A 16,393-nucleotide genomic window follows, 5' to 3' on the forward strand; every position below is an offset into this window, starting at 1 on the left:
TGATTTTTTGAAGTTCCAAAAAAATACCCTGAAAAGTTCAACTTTCCAGGGTACCCATTTTATAATGGTTAAATCTAATTTTCGTTTAAAAAGAAACCTCGTTCACTTCTTTTCCTCTTTGGAAGTTCATTGTTTTCTGGCTGCCTTTGTATGCTATATTTACCAGATTGATCTGCTTAGGAAAAGCGCTTAAAAGGATCGTATTTTTAATCTTTAAGGTGTTGATGTCTGAAACGCCTCCGGTCTCAAAATACACCCATACAGTTTCTCCACTGACCTGACTTCCTGTGAAGGTAATCGTTTTAGGAGACCCATTGACAAATACATCAAAATTATTGTTCACATATTTTTTTACCTCTGCTTCAAATCCTGCCGTGTTAGGGTTGATTTTAATAGCATCAGAGATATGGCTTGTATTCATTTTTGTGGTAAACTTCAATGTCTTGCTTCCATCAATATAGTCAACTTTGGTCATTGAAGAGAAAAAGTCTACATACATAAAACTCATTAACACAAAAAATGTTAAAATTCCTGATATATATAAAAGTTTTTTCATCTTAATTAATAGATTTACAATCATACTTGCTAGTTATAAGTCACAAATAATATGCCAATTAGAAATTTACATTTACAGAATATTTATCATAAAAGGCTTTAATATGCGCTACAGCCTCATCAGCCGTATCTACCACACGATAAAGATCAAGATCATCTTCCGCAATCATTCCTTCTTTTAACAGAGTTGCTTTAAACCAATCCAGTAATCCACCCCAGAATTCACTTCCTACCAAAACAATTGGGAATTTTCCAATTTTGTTGGTCTGAATCAAGGTCATCGCTTCAGTCAGCTCATCCAGTGTTCCGAATCCTCCAGGCATTACTACGAAACCTTGAGAGTATTTTACAAACATTACTTTTCTCACGAAAAAGTAATCAAAGTTCATCGAATAGGATTTGTTGATGTATGGATTGAAATGCTGTTCAAAAGGAAGATCAATATTAAGTCCTATAGATTTCCCTTTGGCATTAAAAGCACCTTTATTTCCTGCTTCCATAATCCCCGGACCGCCTCCGGTAATAATTCCGAAACCTAGTTTGGTGATCTTTTCAGCGATATCTACTGCCATTTCATAATATTTGTTCTCCGGCTTCAGTCGGGCAGAGCCAAATATAGAAACGCATGGGCCAATTTTAGCCAGTTTTTCATAGCCGTCTACAAATTCAGCCATGACCTTGAAGACCATCCAGCTGTCTTTGGTGATTGTTTCGTCCCAGGTTTTCTGTCTGAAACTGTTATGCAGTTTTGTTTCGTTAATGTCAAGTTCTGGATTTACTAAACTTTCATCCCTGGTTCCATCAATTTCCATTGCAAAAATTTATTTAAAATGTTTTTCGGCTTCTATTACGGATGATGGTCTTCCGACATCAATAAGAATACTGTCGTGTACAAAACCATGTATATGCTCGGTCTGCATCAGATCCAGATATTCTTCCATAACAGAGAATTTGCCTGTTCTTTTTATTTTTTCGAAGATGACAGGATTGATACAATGAATTCCGCTGAATGCAAGGGGTCTAAAGCCTTTATTGAATTCTGCCAACCTTTGTTCACCAGTCTGTACATTCAGCCATCCTCTCAAAACCATATCATCATTGAAAAGGAGTTTTCTCGAACTTTCTCTGTCCGAAACCGCTAAAGTAGCAAAATCTTTTATCTTTTTGTGGTATTCTACCAATGCATTGATGTTCAGATCGGTTAGAATATCAGCGTTCATGATTAAAAAATCTTCTCCGTGATCCAGGAATTTTCTTGCAAATATCAAGCCGCCACCAGTTTCCAGAAGCTCATTGGTTTCATCAGAGATTTCAATCTTGCAACCGAAATTATTGTTTTTATTCAGAAAATCAACAATCTGTTCTCCAAAATGATGAATGTTGATAACAAAATCCTTTATTCCGAAACTTTTCAGGTAATTAATATTTCTTTCCAGAAGCGGAATTTCATTTACCTTGGCGAGTGCTTTTGGGTGATGATCTGTAAATGGCTTAAGCCTGGTACCTTTTCCTGCTGCGAAAATTAAAGCTTTCATAATTTTATAAGTAATGAGTGATTGGTAATGAGTAATATATAAGTGTAATTAGAAAATTACTTATTGCTCATTACTGATTACTAATATTCAGTTGCGGTTGTTCATCATGATGAAGGGTTACCTGAGTTCCTTCAGGATATTTTTCTCTGATAAATTCTGCAATTTTTATAGCGGAATATACTGATCTGTGCTGTCCGCCTGTACATCCGAAGTTGATTTGAAGATGTTCGAAGCCTCTTGCAAGGTAATCGTCGATATTGATAGAAACCAGAGATTTTATAAGTTCTAAAAACTTTGGCATTTCTGTTTTTGTTTCCAGATATTCCTGAACTCCGATGTCATTTCCGGTCTGGATTTTATATTCTTCAATTCTTCCTGGATTTAAGATTCCACGGCAGTCAAAAGCGAAACCTCCGCCATTTCCTGAATTGTCTTTAGGAATTCCTCCTTTCTTGTAAGAAAAACTGTGTATCTCGATGTTTAGCATATTCTTTTTTATCTTTTTTTAAACCATTAAGGTTTATTTAGTTTTTAAGGTAAGTTAAGATTTTGATAAATCAAAATTTAGTCAGGAAGCTCTTTGAAAAATTCATTAATAAAGGGTTTCATTGACTTTGTAATATTGTTAGTGAAAAAATTAATAAGAAGACCTTGTGGCTTTTTAAGAACTTTCATGTAAGTGAGTAATTGTGCTTCATGGATTGGTAATACATCTTCCACAGCTTTTAGCTCTATAATAATTGCATCATTTACTAGGAGATCTACAACAAGTTTTGTCTCAATTTCTACCCCGTCATAATTGATGGGAAAATATAATTGTTGTTTAACATCGTAACCATTTTTAACAAGCTCAATTTTTAAGCACTCTTCATAAACACTTTCAAGTAGACCAGGACCCAGAGTCTTATGGACTTTGATAGCAAAGCCAGTAATTTCATATGACAATTGAGTAATTTCTTTTTTGGTCATAACCTTAATGTTCTTAATAGCTTAAAGCATTCTTAATGGTTTAAATTTATTATTTCTTCAATTTTTTGCTTTGCCTTCTCTGATGTCAGTTGCTGAATTACTTTCTGCAATTCCGGATAATTATTCATCTGTTCCCATGAGTCTGCAAACTGGGTAATATTCTGTATCCCTTTTTCAAGGCTGGCCATGAAATGTTGCTTCCTCTGAATCAATCCTCGGAATCCGTATGCTCCCAAAACCTGTAAAAATCTCATCATCTGAATAGGCATTACTGCATTTTTCAACTGCATTCTAGTTTCAGGATTTTCAAACTGTTGAATATAATATTCCAGCATTTCCTGTTTGAAATCTTCCGGGAAATTAGCTTTAGCCTGAAAAAGAAAAGAGATGACATCATACATTAACGGACCTTTCATTGCCGATTGATAATCGATGAAAGAAACTTCATTCTTTTCATTCACCATAATATTTCTTGCCTGAAAATCTCGGATCATAATTCCTTTAGGTTCAAGATTTTCAATAAGTACAGCAATTTTTTTAAACTCTTTCAGAAGAGTAGACTTGTTGTATTCAAGTTCCAGAAAATCAGCGGCAAAATTTTTGAAGTAATAAAGATCATGAATCACGGGAAGCTCATCATAACTTTCATATTCAAAGGTTTTTGAAAAATCAATTTTCCCCTGAGTTTGTACCTGCATCTGGAAAAGCTTTTCTAAGGTCTGCTTAACCAAAGATTTCACCGTAGGAGATAATTGTTCTTTTGTAATCACCTCGGAAAGTGTTTGTTGTCCTAAAAATTCCTGAATGTACATCTTCCTGTCATCAGAAACAGCAAAGATGGAAGGGGTATTAAGACTCAGGTCAGAGAATACTTCGGAATAGTAAAGAAAACTTTCATTTTCCGGAAGATTTTCATTGTACGTGATGATGTATTTTTCAGTGCCTGTAGTGGCCAGAAAATTGACCCTCGCAGAGCCGCTTTGAGCTAATGTGACGAATTCAGAAGATTTTTTACCTATATGGTTTTCAAAAAATCGTTTTGCGTTATCAGAAGTCATAATATGGAAACAAATATACTAAATTAACATGAGTTGGAAATGATAGATTTAAGAAGTGATGGATGAAGGTCAAAGAGTTATTATCATGGAGCTGTAGAATTTTGATTTTATTGAATGTTTTTGTGAAAAATTTTCAGTGTAAGCCTAGCAATTATACCGTTTGAACTCTTGTTTTTAACTTTCTTCATTCAAATTCAGGATATTACACGCTAATTTTTATCTTTGTATTATGCTGAAAGACTTTAAACCTGTTTTGGGTATTTTATTGCGTTTTATTATTATTTATCTGGTGCTGCTTTTTGCCTATCAGTTCTATCTGAATAGTGGGAAAGACTCCGGATTGGATTCTTTTTCAAGAATGATTGCCAATCAGGTAACAGCTCTTCAGAATGCGATAGGTTACCCTACAGAACTTTATGATGATGTAAAGAATGAACAGGTTTGGTTTTATGTTAAGCAGAATTATGTGACGAGAATGGTAGAGGGCTGTAATGCGATTTCTGTTATCATTTTATTTGTGTCTTTTGTTTTTGCTTTTTATAAAGGAACGAAAACTTTTGTTTTTGTGGGAGCGGGGTTAGTATTATTGTACGTTATCAATCTTTTAAGAATTGTAGGATTGAATATTGTCATGTCAGATCATAAAGAATATGGAAAGATGTTTCACGATTTTATTTTTCCTGCCATTATTTATGGAAGTGTGGTTGTCCTTTGGCTGATCTGGATTAAATTTTTTGCTTTAAAACATGAAAATTCTTAGCTGGTTTATGGTTATCGCAGGTGTCTGCGGATTGATTGGGATAAGAGCTTTGGAAGGAAGTCTTTTTTATGACCCTTTTTTAGACTACTTTCACGAAGCCAATAAACATATTGAGTTCCCTGTCTTTGAATGGGGAAAACTGATTGCAGGACATGTGTTCAGGTTTATTTTAAACCTTCTTTTTTCCTGCCTGATTATTTATGGTTTATTTAAAAATAAAGAATGGACTTTACAGGGAGCTGTAATGATGATTGTAGTTTTTTCCATTACATTTCCGATTTACCTGTACTGTATTCACAGCAAATTTGAGATAGGATATCTTTTTTCTTTTTATATGAGAAGATTCGTAATTCAGCCGTTGATAATCCTTTTGATTGTTCCGATGTTCTATTATCGAAAACAGGTGGCTCTTAAATCAAATTGATAAAGCCCAAACTGAATTTCCTTACTCCTCTTCAGAGATGGTATGTTTATCTACACTTGTGACATTTTCCGGGGTCCATTCTACACGCTTTACAAAGTCTTTTTCACGGACAGGACATTCTTTGATCTGACAGATTGAGCATGAAATCGGTTTACAATCGTCCATATGAAAATTGAACTCAATAGTACGTTTAATATTTTTAGCAAGAAGGATGATTACCTTTTCCATTTCTCCATGGGCATCACGAAGGTCATAATACCAGGGAAGGGTAATGTGGGCATCAATATGTAAGGACGAACCAAATTGCTGGATTTTCATGTTGTGGACATCAATCCATTCTATTTGTCTGTTTTCTTCAAGGATTTTAATCACCTGATTTAGTATTTCAGGATCCTGCTCGTCCATAATACCGCTCAGAGATTTTCGAACGATTTTATAGCCTACAAATATGATGTAAAGTCCAAAGCTTAATGCTACTACTGAATCCAGCCAATAGATTTTGGTGAAGTAAACAATAATTAAACTGGCAACCACACCAAGGGTTGTAATGGTATCCGACTGTAGATGTTTACCGGATGAAATAAGAACAAGAGAGTTTTCTCTTTCTCCTTTTTTAATAGAAATATATCCCAGCAGATAATTAATAACTGCAGTGGCAGCAATAATCCATATCCCAAGATCAATTTTACTCAGTGTTTTTCCTACAATAAGACTGTGAATTCCTTCGTAGATGATCATAACACCGGCTATGGCAATTAAGGCTCCTTCAATTCCGGAAGTCACGAATTCTACTTTCCCATGGCCATACGGGTGATCATCATCTTTAGGTTTGGCTGCAAGATGGAGAGAATAGAGTCCCATGAATGCACTGATGACATTGACGATACTTTCCATAGCATCAGAAAATACTGCATCAGAATTGGTAAGCTTCCATGCAATAATTTTTCCGACAAAAAGGATGATTCCGAACGTTGCAATAAGCTTCTGAAATCCTATTTTCTCTTTATGGGCATTTTTCTGGGTGTTCATAATTGTGTTTGATAAAAAAAAGAATCTCAATTCTGAGACTCTTTTTATTTTGTTAGTTTATACTAAGTTGTTTGCTACAAGGTATTCTGCAATTTGTACAGCGTTTGTTGCTGCTCCTTTCCTCAGATTGTCTGCAACGATCCAGAGGTTGAGCGTTTTAGGCTGTGACAGATCCCTTCTGATCCTTCCAACGAAAACTTCGTCTTTTCCTTCTGAATAAAGAGGCATCGGGTAGTGGTTGTTTTTTACATCATCCATTACGATTACTCCAGGAGTTTCAGATAAAATTTTTCTTACTTCGTCCAGTTCAAATTCATTTTCGAATTCGATGTTTACACTTTCAGAATGTCCTCCCTGAACCGGAACTCTTACAGCGGTTGCTGTTAAGTTAAAGGTATCATCTCCTAAGATTTTCTTAGGCTCCTTCATCAGTTTGATTTCTTCTTTTGTATAGTCATCATCAGCAAATACATCACAGTGTGGCAATGCATTTTTGAAGATTTGATAAGGATACACTTTTTCAGTAGAATCATCTCCGCTGATTTCACCGTTTAACTGGTCTACAGCAGCTTTACCTGTTCCTGTTACAGACTGATAGGTAGAAACAATTACTCTTTTTAAATCATATTTTTTGTTCAAAGGTCCAAGAACCATGACCAACTGAATGGTAGAACAATTCGGATTTGCGATGATTTTATCTTCTTTTGTTAAAACATCAGCATTGATCTCAGGAACGACTAATTTTTTGTCAGGATCCATTCTCCATGCAGAAGAATTGTCAATGACTGTTGTTCCTGCCTCTGCAAATAAAGGAGCAAATTCAAGAGAAGTAGAACCACCCGCAGAGAAGATTGCAATATCCGGTTTGGCAGCTATAGCGTTCTTCATGCTTACGATGGTAAATTCCTTCTGTTTATACTTCACCTTCTTGCCTACAGATCTTTCGGATGCTACCGGGATTAATTCTGTTACAGGGAAGTTTCTCTCCTCCAAAACTTTAAGCATAACTTGTCCAACCATTCCTGTTGAACCTACTACAGCTACTTTCATTGATTTAATTAAAAATTTAAGATTAAACTATTTATAAATTATAACGCATATAATTTCTTTGTCTGTTTTAAGCCCCGAAGACTCTTGTCCAAGGGAATGCAAATGCAAATAAACCTACTGCAATTAATCCCATAATTACTACTCCTAAAGAAATAGTATCATTTGATTTTACTTTTTTGTTGACGATTGTCATCAAAACTGCTGCAATAAGCATAGAGAATGGATGTTCAACATATTGGAATCTTAATGCTGCATTTTTCATTACTTCTCCCATGTTTAAACCTTTGCTGAAAGTGGTGATCAGCATAATGATCCCTAATAAAAACTGAACGTGGAAGAAAATCATTGTGAAAAGAGTTGTTTTCTTCAAAAATTTGTTCACTTTTCCACTGAAACCGAACATGGTAGCTAAAAGTGCAATGACAAATAATGTTACCAAAAGAATTTCAAGATACCCGAAACCTTTATGGGCATTAAGTAAAATGTTGTAAAAATCCATAATCCTATTTTTTTGTACACAAAGATAACAAAAATCCCGGCTCAAAGCCGGGATTGATATTTATAAAATCTAATATTGTGATATTATTAGAAGTTGAATGATAAGTTAGCTGCCCATGTTCTTCCGAATCCGAAAAGTACACGGTTAGTTGGGTCAATTCCTTTGTATAGAGTAGATTGATAAGCCTCATACTGTGCTGCTGTAGCAAACTGATCACTAGTTTTTGTGAAGACATTTGTTGATGCATCAGAAATATAAGTAGTATCAAACAAGTTATAAACATTTGCACCAATAGTGAAATACTGAGAACTGTCTCTTAGTCTGATTTTGTAAGAGAATCCTACATCAAATAGGTTGAAATCTGGTAATTTCATTACTCCTTTATCTTGAGCTGCTTGGTTAGAGAATGTTGCAATATCAATTGATGAGTAAAGTTTACCTACGTATCTCCAAGTTCCAAAGATACTAAGATCTTTTACTGGTTTTACAGTCGCTCCTAATGAAGCAGTCATCTGAGGAATACTGTTATTACTTGTTCCTCCTACTTTTACTTTATCTAAGTAAAGAGTTGTTGATGTAGAAGATCCAGCTAAGGTAAGTGGGTTGTTGTTATCATCAAAAGCAGCACCTGTAGCATTTCCTTTATAATAATAATCACCCCAAGAGAACATACCTTGGAATTCAAGATAATTAGTTGGTCTGTAAACAGCGTCAAATTCTACTCCCTGGTGAACTTCAGTAATACCACTAATTTCTGCATATCCTGTAGTTGTAGTATTGTCAGGTAGTGTAAATGTCTGGTTAGTTCTTCTTAACCATCTGTCTCCCCACTGTGTTCTGTAAACATTTACATTTGCACTAAGTTTTGGAGATCTGAAACCATATCCAACTTCTGCTGAGAAGATTTTTTCGTTAGTTAAAGTTGGGTTAACTACCTGGAAGTTACTTGGGTATACAGAGTTAAAGAATGGTTGCTTGCTATAGTATCCAACATTTGCGAAAACATTGTGATTTGCATTGATGTTATAGTTAGCTCCCCCTTTAATGTTATATCCAAAAAGGTTTTTGAATCCTGTTTTTGTATTGACAACTTGTCCTTGTTGTTTAGTTACACCATCTTGAATGAAGTTATCAATTCTTTGGTATCCTTGGTTAGAAACTGATCCTTGTAGGAATGCAGAGAAATCATTTTTAGTGAATTCAACTTGACCAAAACCACTGTACCAGATAACCTCTCCATCATTACTATAACCAATTTGATCTTGGATAGGAGCTGTTTTTCCTCCAAAAGGATTCCAAGCTAATTGTTGATAATTATAAGTTTTGTTGACAATATTAGGTGCAATATTTTTGTTATTACTATCCTTATATCCTGATGCTCCATACAAGTCAGAAGCTACTTGATAATGGTATCCATAATAATATCTATCATCTGTACCTACTGAGAAATTCCAGTTGTCGTTGATTTTATGCTGGAAGTTAGCCAAGATACCATACCAGTTGTGAGAGTTGATACTTGATCTACGGATCAAAGTACTACCAGCACCTGCAGTATTTACGTTAACAGCTTTGTTTGCAGCAAAAATAGCATCGTAGTTGAAGTGACCTTCTGCATCAACGAAAGAGGCATCTGTAATTCCTTTTCCACCAACTCTACCAATTTCACCGGTTCCACCACCTCTACCGTTAGACATATATAAAACTGTACTTAACTTAGATTTCTCACTCATAGTCCAGTCCCAGTTTAGCATCATAACAGGCTTAGAGTAATAATTTGCTCTGTTAGCTAATGATACTTTATTTCCATTTGCATCAGTGTAATAACCATAATCAGAGTTATATTGTCTGTATGGTGTTCCATCATGATCCGGATTGTATTTTATATAATTTTGGATTGTTGGAGAGAATGTTCTCTGATTATGCCATTGAGGTGCAGAAGTTAGTGTAAATTGGAAGTTATGTTTTTTATTTGGCTCCCATCCTAATGCAAAATAATAAGCATAAGATTCATATTGTGTGTTTTCAATATAAGTGCTACCAGCCTGTCTGCTCATCAAGATAGAAGAAGACCATCCATTTTCAGATTTACCTGTATTGTATGCAAAAGAGGTTTTAAGGTAGTCGTTGTTACCAACTCCGAATCTTAGAATTCCACCTCTTTTCATGTCTGCAGACTTTGTTAAGAAGTTCATAGTACCTCCTACAGAAGCAATTGCTAATTTAGAAGATCCAAGCCCTCTTTGTACCTGCATAGTACTTGTTACGTCAGATAGTCCAGTCCAGTTTGAGAAATAAACAGTACCACCTTCCATATCGTTTACAGGCATACCGTTTACCATTACAGCGATGTTTCTTGATTCGAAACCACGCATAGTGATCTGAGAATCTCCAAATCCACCACCACCTTTTGTAGCATATACTGATGGTGTTGTGTTTAGCAATTCTACCAACTCCTGGTTTCCTTGTCTCTCAAGGATTTGAGCAGCTTTGATTGTAGATACTGCAACAGGCGTTTTTCTATCTTTAGCGATATCCGTAACACCTCTTAAGATTACCTCCTCAATGTCCTTAGATTTAGTTTTCGTAGAATCCTGAACTTCTTGAGCGTAATAAACACTAGCTGTAGATAATGTAATAACCGCAGTTAGTATCGATTTGTTGATTAATTTCATAATCGTTAGTAATAATTAGATTTAATTTTCTGCAAAATTCGCAAAATAAAATTTAACTATTATTAACTCAATGTTAATTTTTAATCAGTCTTAATAATGTTAAAGTGTTAAAAATCAATATTATGGCTAAAAATCGAATTTTAGTATGAAAAAAGTCATGTTATTGAATTTTTAACAAAGTGGTGGTGTTTTTGTTAAAAATTCAACGCTATTTCACTGCTTTGAGACTCAAATCTATATTCTCAGCAGAGTGTGTAAGGGCTCCTGCAGAGATATAGGTAACGCCTGTGGAGGCAATTTCTTTCAGCATATCGCGGGTAATTCCACCTGAAGCTTCAGATTCACAAGAACCATTAATCATTTTTACAGCTTGCTTCATCGTTTTTACATCCATATTATCAAGCATGATCCTGTCAACTTTTGCATTGATGGCTTCCTGAACTTCTTCAAGGTTTCTGGTTTCAACCTCTATTTTCAACTTTTTCTTATTCTTTTTAACGTAATCCTTTGCCATTGCTACTGCATTGGTAATGCTTCCGTTGTAATCAATATGATTATCCTTCAGCATGATCATGTCATAAAGACCATATCTGTGATTGGTTCCACCGCCAATAGCTACCGCCCATTTTTCACACATTCTGAAATTGGGAGTCGTTTTTCTCGTATCTAAAAGTTTAGTTTTTGTTCCTACTAATCTTGAGTCCCACTCATGAGTAAGGGTTGCAATGCCGCTCATTCTCTGCATACAGTTAAGAACAAATCTCTCTGTGGAAAGGATAGATCTTGCACTTCCTGTAACCATAAGAGCTACATCTCCGAATTTACATGGAGTTCCATCTTTAATGAAAACCTCTACTTTTAAATTCTTGTCAAATGTTTTAAAAATGATTTCAGCCAGCTCCACACCTGCAAGAATACAATCCTGTTTTACCAAAAGCCTGGCACTTTGCACAAGATCCTGTGGAATAGTAGAAAGAGTAGAATGATCACCATCCTGAATATCTTCTTCAAGCGCACTTTTTATGAATGCTTTTAATGCTTTATCTGTAACGTATGCTGGTCTTTTCATTATAGTATGCTTTTAAGCTAAATCTTTATTATAAAACGCTCCCTTATTCTCTGTCATTTCCATAGATTGGGTAATGATGAGGTGTGCAACGGTTGTTAAGTTTCTTAATTCTGAAAGTTGTGGTGAAAGAATGGAGTAGTGGTAGATTTCATCAACAGCGGCAGCAATTTCCTGATGTTTTTGCAGTGCCATATTCAGACGTCTGTTGCTTCTTACAATACCTACAAGATCGCTCATCATTTCCTGAAGTTGTTTTCTCAGATAACTGACGATAACCATTTCGTCCATGATTTTCATTCCCTCTTCATTCCATTCCGGAACGGCTTTCAGATCATCAAAGTTGAAATTGTTTTCATTGAGAAGGTTTACCGTTTTCATGGCTGCATTGTGCCCGAAAACCAAGCCTTCAAGAAGTGAGTTTGAAGCAAGTCTGTTGGCACCGTGAAGTCCTGAGTTGGTACATTCTCCTACTGCAAAAAGATTTCTGATGGAAGACTGTCCGTCTCTGTCTACTTCGATTCCACCCATGAGATAGTGGCAGGCAGGTACAACAGGAATCAGTTGAGTGAAAGGATCAATTCCTTCGTCTTTGCATTTTTTATAAATATTCGGGAAATGTTCTAAGAATTTTTCATGATTCATTTCCTTGCAATCCAAGCCAACAAATTCGTCTCCGGTAATTTTCATTTCGGCATCGATGGCTCTTGCAACAATATCTCTTGAGGCTAATTCTTCACGTTCATCATATTTATGCATGAATTTTTCACCTCTTTTGGTTCTTAATTTTGCTCCATCTCCACGAACTGCTTCTGAAATTAAAAACAACATTCCATCCATTTTGCTGTACAAAGCTGTAGGGTGGAACTGATAATATTGCATATTGGAAACATTTCCTTTGGCACGGGCAACGAAAGCAATTCCGTCTCCTGTGGCAATTGTAGGATTGGTGGTGTTTTTATAAACATGTCCGGCGCCTCCTGTGGCAACCAATGTTATTTTAGAAGTAATTTTTTTGATGGTTTTGGATTTCTCATCCAGAATATAAGCCCCGTAGCAGTGGATGTCTCCTTCATTAAGTTCTTTTCCCGGAACGTGGTGCTGTGTGATGATATCAATGACGTAATGATGATCAAGAATTTCAATATTCGGGCTGTTATTGGCTGTTTCCAGTAAAGCTCTTTCGATTTCAAAACCTGTGATATCTTTATGATGGACGATTCTGTTTTCAGTGTGACCGCCTTCTCTTCCTAAAGCGAATTTGCCGTTTTTCATATCGAACTGTGCTCCCCATTCTACAATTTCATTGAATCTTGCAGGAGCTTCTCTTACCACCATCTCTACGACATCACGTTTATTTTCTCCGTCACCGGCACGCATCGTGTCGTCAATATGTTTTTGAAAATTGTCATTCTGAAAATCTGTAACGACAGCGAGACCGCCTTGTGCATATTTGGTATTGCTTTCGTCTTCATCAGACTTGGTTACAATAATGATTTTGGCATCAGGGTGCTGTTCAGAAACTTTAATGGCATAGGAAAGTCCGGAAATGCCGGAACCAATTACTAATACATCCGCTTTTATCATATGCTGGCTTTAGGTACAATCGTTTAAGATTAAATAAATTTAAACAATTTTTCGTTTGGTTTTCTTACTTTTTTCATGTGCTGGAAGTGATCTTCTTCAGAACGGTAACCTAAAGCGAGGGTAACAGTTACTTTTTCTGTTTCAGGATCGGTATTCAGAATTTCTTCTATAAGATCCTGACGGAAGCCTTCCATCGGGCAGGAATCTATATTTTCAATAGCGGCGGCATACATAAGATTGGCCAATACTATATAAGACTGTTTTTCTGCCCAGTTGAAAATTTCATCATGTGTTTTCTGGTTGATATGCTGATTAATACTGTTTCTGAAAGGATCCAGTGTTTCCATAGGAGTATTTCTTACTTCAGAAATATGATTAAAATACCCTCGGATATAGTTCTCTTCTATCACTTTTTTTGAAATAATAACAATAAGATGAGAACAGGTGGAAATCTGAGATGGATTATAAAAAGCAGGAATTAATTTCTGCTTCATCTCCTCACTTTCAACAACCACAATTTTATAAGGCTGAAGCCCCAGCGAACTGGCAGACAGCTTTCCTGACTCAAGAATGTTGTGAAGAGTTTCCTGAGGAATAATCTGATGATTGAATTTTTTTACAGAATATCTTCTGCTTAAAGCTTCCAAATAATTCATACGACAAATTTAAGAATTGAATATGAATAAAGAGTCTTTAAAATGAAATATCTCCTGCCTGTTAATACAAAAAAATCACCCCGACCGGCGGGGTGATTCTTTTGATGTGGTGGAAAGTGTAATTATTCTCTGTTTTTTACAACAATCCAGCCTGAGAATTTTATCGGAGTACTGTTTTTATTATTTTCATTCCATGAAACAGAATACCAATAGTTTCCTGTAGGGACTTTTTTATGTCCATTGGTAGTTCCTGCCCATTTGTAACCATTGGTCTTATCAGCCTGGAACATTTTATAACCATATCTGTCGAAGATGGCAATTTCCAGATTTTGTTTATTGGCTAATGCAGAGTAATCAACGAAATCATTAATACCATCATCATTAGGAGTGATTATATTAATCAGGTTAGGTACTGTAATATTGACTTCAACAGGAACGCAATTATAACCATCTCTTACATATACTTTAGCTTCTCCTCTTGTAATATTGGTGAACACATTGGAGTCCTGCCAGTTGATATTATCCATAGAGTATTGATAAGGAGGAGTTCCACCGTTAGCATATACTGTTACTGTGCTTCCTGAAATGTCAACCGTGGTAATAACAGGATTGTCAGAAGGATATACTGTTACTTTTTGTGTTGCAATACAATCTCCGGTTTTCAGTTTTACCCAGTAAGTACCTACTCCTACATTCTTGATGGATTGTGTGGTTGCTCCTGTGCTCCATTCATAGCTTTTGAATCCGGCTCCCGCATCTAATGTTGTGGTGTTTTCAATACAAATTGTCTTGTCAAGTAAAGTCCTTGAGTAAACAGCAGGTATTACAGTTAATGTAACTTTTGCAATAGAGTAGCATCCATTTCCATTAAAAACTTTAATATAAACAACTCCATTAGGAGCAATGTATGCTGCCGGAGTTGAGATGGCATTAGTTCCACTGATTGCATCTGTCAATGAAGGGTAATATTCTTTTGTAAGTCCACCCTGGGAAACAACAGCTCCTGTAAGGTTAAAAGAAGCCATAGATGGATTGGTTTCAATGAAACATGATTTGAGTTCCACATCATTAACAACTACCACAGGGTAAATATTCAGTGTGATTTTAGAAGTACTTACACATCCCTGAGGTGTGGTTACTTTTACATATATTGTTGCTGCTGCAGAGGCATATGCGGAAGGATTTGTGATCTGATTCGTACCGTTATTCAGATCATATAAAGTAGGATAGAATTCTTTGGTAACTCCGGCAACAGTTGTTACAGCAGCAGTATTGAGATCAAAGGTTGCTGTTCCGGCATTGTTGTTATTACATCCGCTAAGAGTAGCATCTGTTGCTGCAAATGGAGTAGGATTAAGCTGAATAACACCATCACCATTATCACAAAGAGTAGAAGTAGGATCTTTTACCACCACCTTAATAGTTGTATTTCCGGAATACTGGAAACTTGTAGGATTGGCGATAGGAGTAGAACTTCCCAATACATAATAAGTGAAAATATAATTTCCAGGATTATTTACGAATTGAGAATTATAAGAAGTAAGATCTACTGTACCATTTCCGGTAGCTGGATTTGTACAAACAAATGGAGTTATGGTATTACTTAAAATAGGAACTTTATCTACATATACTTTAACGTCTTTAATAGAATGTCTTGCACTGGCACCTCCGGTTGCTGCAGAGAAGCCAAAATATCCCTGTGACATTCCTACTGCACCTCCGGAAGGAGCAAAAGGCTGATCTACGATAAGAACACCATTTATTCTTACTTTGATAATCCAGTTTGTAGGGTTGGTAAGGTCTGTTTCTCCGTTTACTTCAACATGTCTGTAGGTATCTCCTACAAACGGTTGGGTAGCAATAAGGTCCGGAGAGTGAAATGTACTTCCCGGAGTGGTGTTGAATTCGATATTATTACCTGCTGTATTATTGGTACCATAAAGAATATGTACTTTACTCATCTGGCCTTCAGTGGTATTGTTGAAAATATCAAAACCAACCATTAGCCCCGAAGCATTAGCTGGAATACCTAAACCTCCTCCTGATACAAATCCTGTTGGCGGATTGGCAAGATACCAGAAGGTAAAGCCGTCTCCCTTTCCAAATTGTGTGGTTCCGTTTCCGTCAATTCTGAAATCGAATTCCACTTTCCATTTATCACAGTAGCTCAAAGTAATAGGTGTTGATAATTTTACAGCCCCGTATCTGCTGGTCTGGTCTGTGGTAAGCCTTACAAAGTCTCCGCTTACTATAGCATCAGAGACAAGATCCCAGCCCGTTGTATTAACAGGGTTTCCGGTAAGTTGATACGTTTGTGAAAATAATCTTCCCGGCAAGCATAATAAGATAGTCAGTAAAAAAATGAGTATATCTTTTTTCATAGTGGATGGATTGTGATGTTATACTTAATCTTAGAAATAAAATTGTTTTTTATGTTTAAATTGGTGATAAAAAGCAATACCTGGTTCCAATCTCTGATGGAGCAGATTCTGCTTTTAATACCGAAACTACCCCAAATGAGGTAGTTTCTGAT

At 35.9% G+C, this 16,393-nt stretch carries 16 protein-coding genes; 2 read left to right on the plus strand and 14 right to left on the minus strand.

Annotated elements, in window-relative coordinates; all coding sequences use genetic code 11:
- Positions 1-85 precede the first annotated feature (85 nt).
- The 6 genes from NK356_RS04965 to NK356_RS04990 all read right to left on the minus strand — a co-directional run bounded on the left by NK356_RS04965 (position 86) and on the right by NK356_RS04990 (position 4,117).
- Positions 86-556 (minus strand): DUF6702 family protein, encoded by a 471-nt coding sequence (locus NK356_RS04965; protein ID WP_226798727.1) that lies wholly within the window; start codon positions 554-556, stop codon positions 86-88.
- Positions 557-614: 58 nt separating this feature from the next.
- A complete protein-coding gene (locus tag NK356_RS04970) occupies positions 615-1,367 on the minus strand; it encodes a TIGR00730 family Rossman fold protein (RefSeq protein ID WP_051934163.1) in 753 nt (250 codons plus the stop codon).
- Between the two features lie 9 nt (positions 1,368-1,376).
- Entirely contained in the window at positions 1,377-2,090 is a 714-nt protein-coding gene (locus NK356_RS04975; RefSeq protein WP_034691545.1) for a nucleotidyltransferase family protein, read from the minus strand.
- 70 nt (positions 2,091-2,160) lie between these two features.
- Entirely contained in the window at positions 2,161-2,577 is a 417-nt protein-coding gene (locus tag NK356_RS04980; protein ID WP_081906357.1) for an RNase adapter RapZ, read from the minus strand.
- Between the two features lie 77 nt (positions 2,578-2,654).
- Positions 2,655-3,059 carry a GxxExxY protein gene (locus tag NK356_RS04985; RefSeq protein WP_034691541.1) on the minus strand — a complete coding sequence of 135 codons (405 nt, stop codon included), beginning with the start codon at positions 3,057-3,059 and terminating at the stop codon, positions 2,655-2,657.
- Between the two features lie 32 nt (positions 3,060-3,091).
- Positions 3,092-4,117 (minus strand): aminoglycoside phosphotransferase family protein, encoded by a 1,026-nt coding sequence (locus NK356_RS04990; RefSeq protein ID WP_253316366.1) that lies wholly within the window; start codon positions 4,115-4,117, stop codon positions 3,092-3,094.
- Positions 4,118-4,346: 229 nt separating this feature from the next.
- Between NK356_RS04990 and xrtF the strand changes: the two genes are divergently transcribed.
- Together xrtF and NK356_RS05000 are read left to right on the plus strand one after the other, a co-directional pair.
- Positions 4,347-4,877 (plus strand): exosortase family protein XrtF, encoded by a 531-nt coding sequence (gene xrtF / locus NK356_RS04995; RefSeq protein ID WP_034691538.1) that lies wholly within the window; start codon positions 4,347-4,349, stop codon positions 4,875-4,877.
- Entirely contained in the window at positions 4,864-5,301 is a 438-nt protein-coding gene (locus tag NK356_RS05000; protein ID WP_034691537.1) for an exosortase F system-associated protein, read from the plus strand. The genes xrtF and NK356_RS05000 overlap by 14 nt, the downstream gene beginning before the upstream one ends.
- Before the next feature lie 21 nt (positions 5,302-5,322).
- Here NK356_RS05000 and NK356_RS05005 read toward each other — a convergent pair whose 3' ends face one another.
- The 8 genes from NK356_RS05005 to NK356_RS05040 form a co-directional block, all read right to left on the minus strand.
- The gene (locus tag NK356_RS05005) at positions 5,323-6,330 is read right to left on the minus strand and encodes a cation diffusion facilitator family transporter (RefSeq protein WP_034691536.1); all 1,008 of its coding nucleotides are present in this window, start codon (positions 6,328-6,330) and stop codon (positions 5,323-5,325) included.
- 57 nt (positions 6,331-6,387) lie between these two features.
- Complete coding sequence (locus NK356_RS05010; RefSeq protein ID WP_034691533.1) at positions 6,388-7,380, minus strand: aspartate-semialdehyde dehydrogenase; 993 nt, start codon at positions 7,378-7,380, stop codon at positions 6,388-6,390.
- Between the two features lie 67 nt (positions 7,381-7,447).
- Positions 7,448-7,879, minus strand: a complete 432-nt coding sequence (locus NK356_RS05015) for a hypothetical protein (RefSeq protein WP_034691532.1) — start codon at positions 7,877-7,879, stop codon at positions 7,448-7,450.
- An 86-nt stretch (positions 7,880-7,965) separates the two neighbouring features.
- Positions 7,966-10,551, minus strand: a complete 2,586-nt coding sequence (locus NK356_RS05020; protein WP_034691530.1) for a TonB-dependent receptor — start codon at positions 10,549-10,551, stop codon at positions 7,966-7,968.
- A gap of 208 nt (positions 10,552-10,759) precedes the next feature.
- Entirely contained in the window at positions 10,760-11,620 is an 861-nt protein-coding gene (gene nadC, locus NK356_RS05025; protein WP_034691528.1) for a carboxylating nicotinate-nucleotide diphosphorylase, read from the minus strand.
- Between the two features lie 12 nt (positions 11,621-11,632).
- Entirely contained in the window at positions 11,633-13,204 is a 1,572-nt protein-coding gene (gene nadB, locus NK356_RS05030; RefSeq protein ID WP_034691526.1) for an L-aspartate oxidase, read from the minus strand.
- A 29-nt stretch (positions 13,205-13,233) separates the two neighbouring features.
- Positions 13,234-13,860 (minus strand): NAD(P)H-dependent oxidoreductase, encoded by a 627-nt coding sequence (locus NK356_RS05035; RefSeq protein ID WP_034691525.1) that lies wholly within the window; start codon positions 13,858-13,860, stop codon positions 13,234-13,236.
- Between the two features lie 122 nt (positions 13,861-13,982).
- Positions 13,983-16,241, minus strand: coding sequence for a T9SS type B sorting domain-containing protein (locus tag NK356_RS05040; RefSeq protein WP_253316367.1), 2,259 nt, complete (start codon positions 16,239-16,241; stop codon positions 13,983-13,985).
- Between the last annotated feature and the right edge of the window lie 152 nt (positions 16,242-16,393).

The sequence above is a fragment of the Chryseobacterium sp. S0630 genome, from assembly GCF_024158915.1.
Taxonomy (GTDB): Bacteria; Bacteroidota; Bacteroidia; order Flavobacteriales; family Weeksellaceae; genus Chryseobacterium.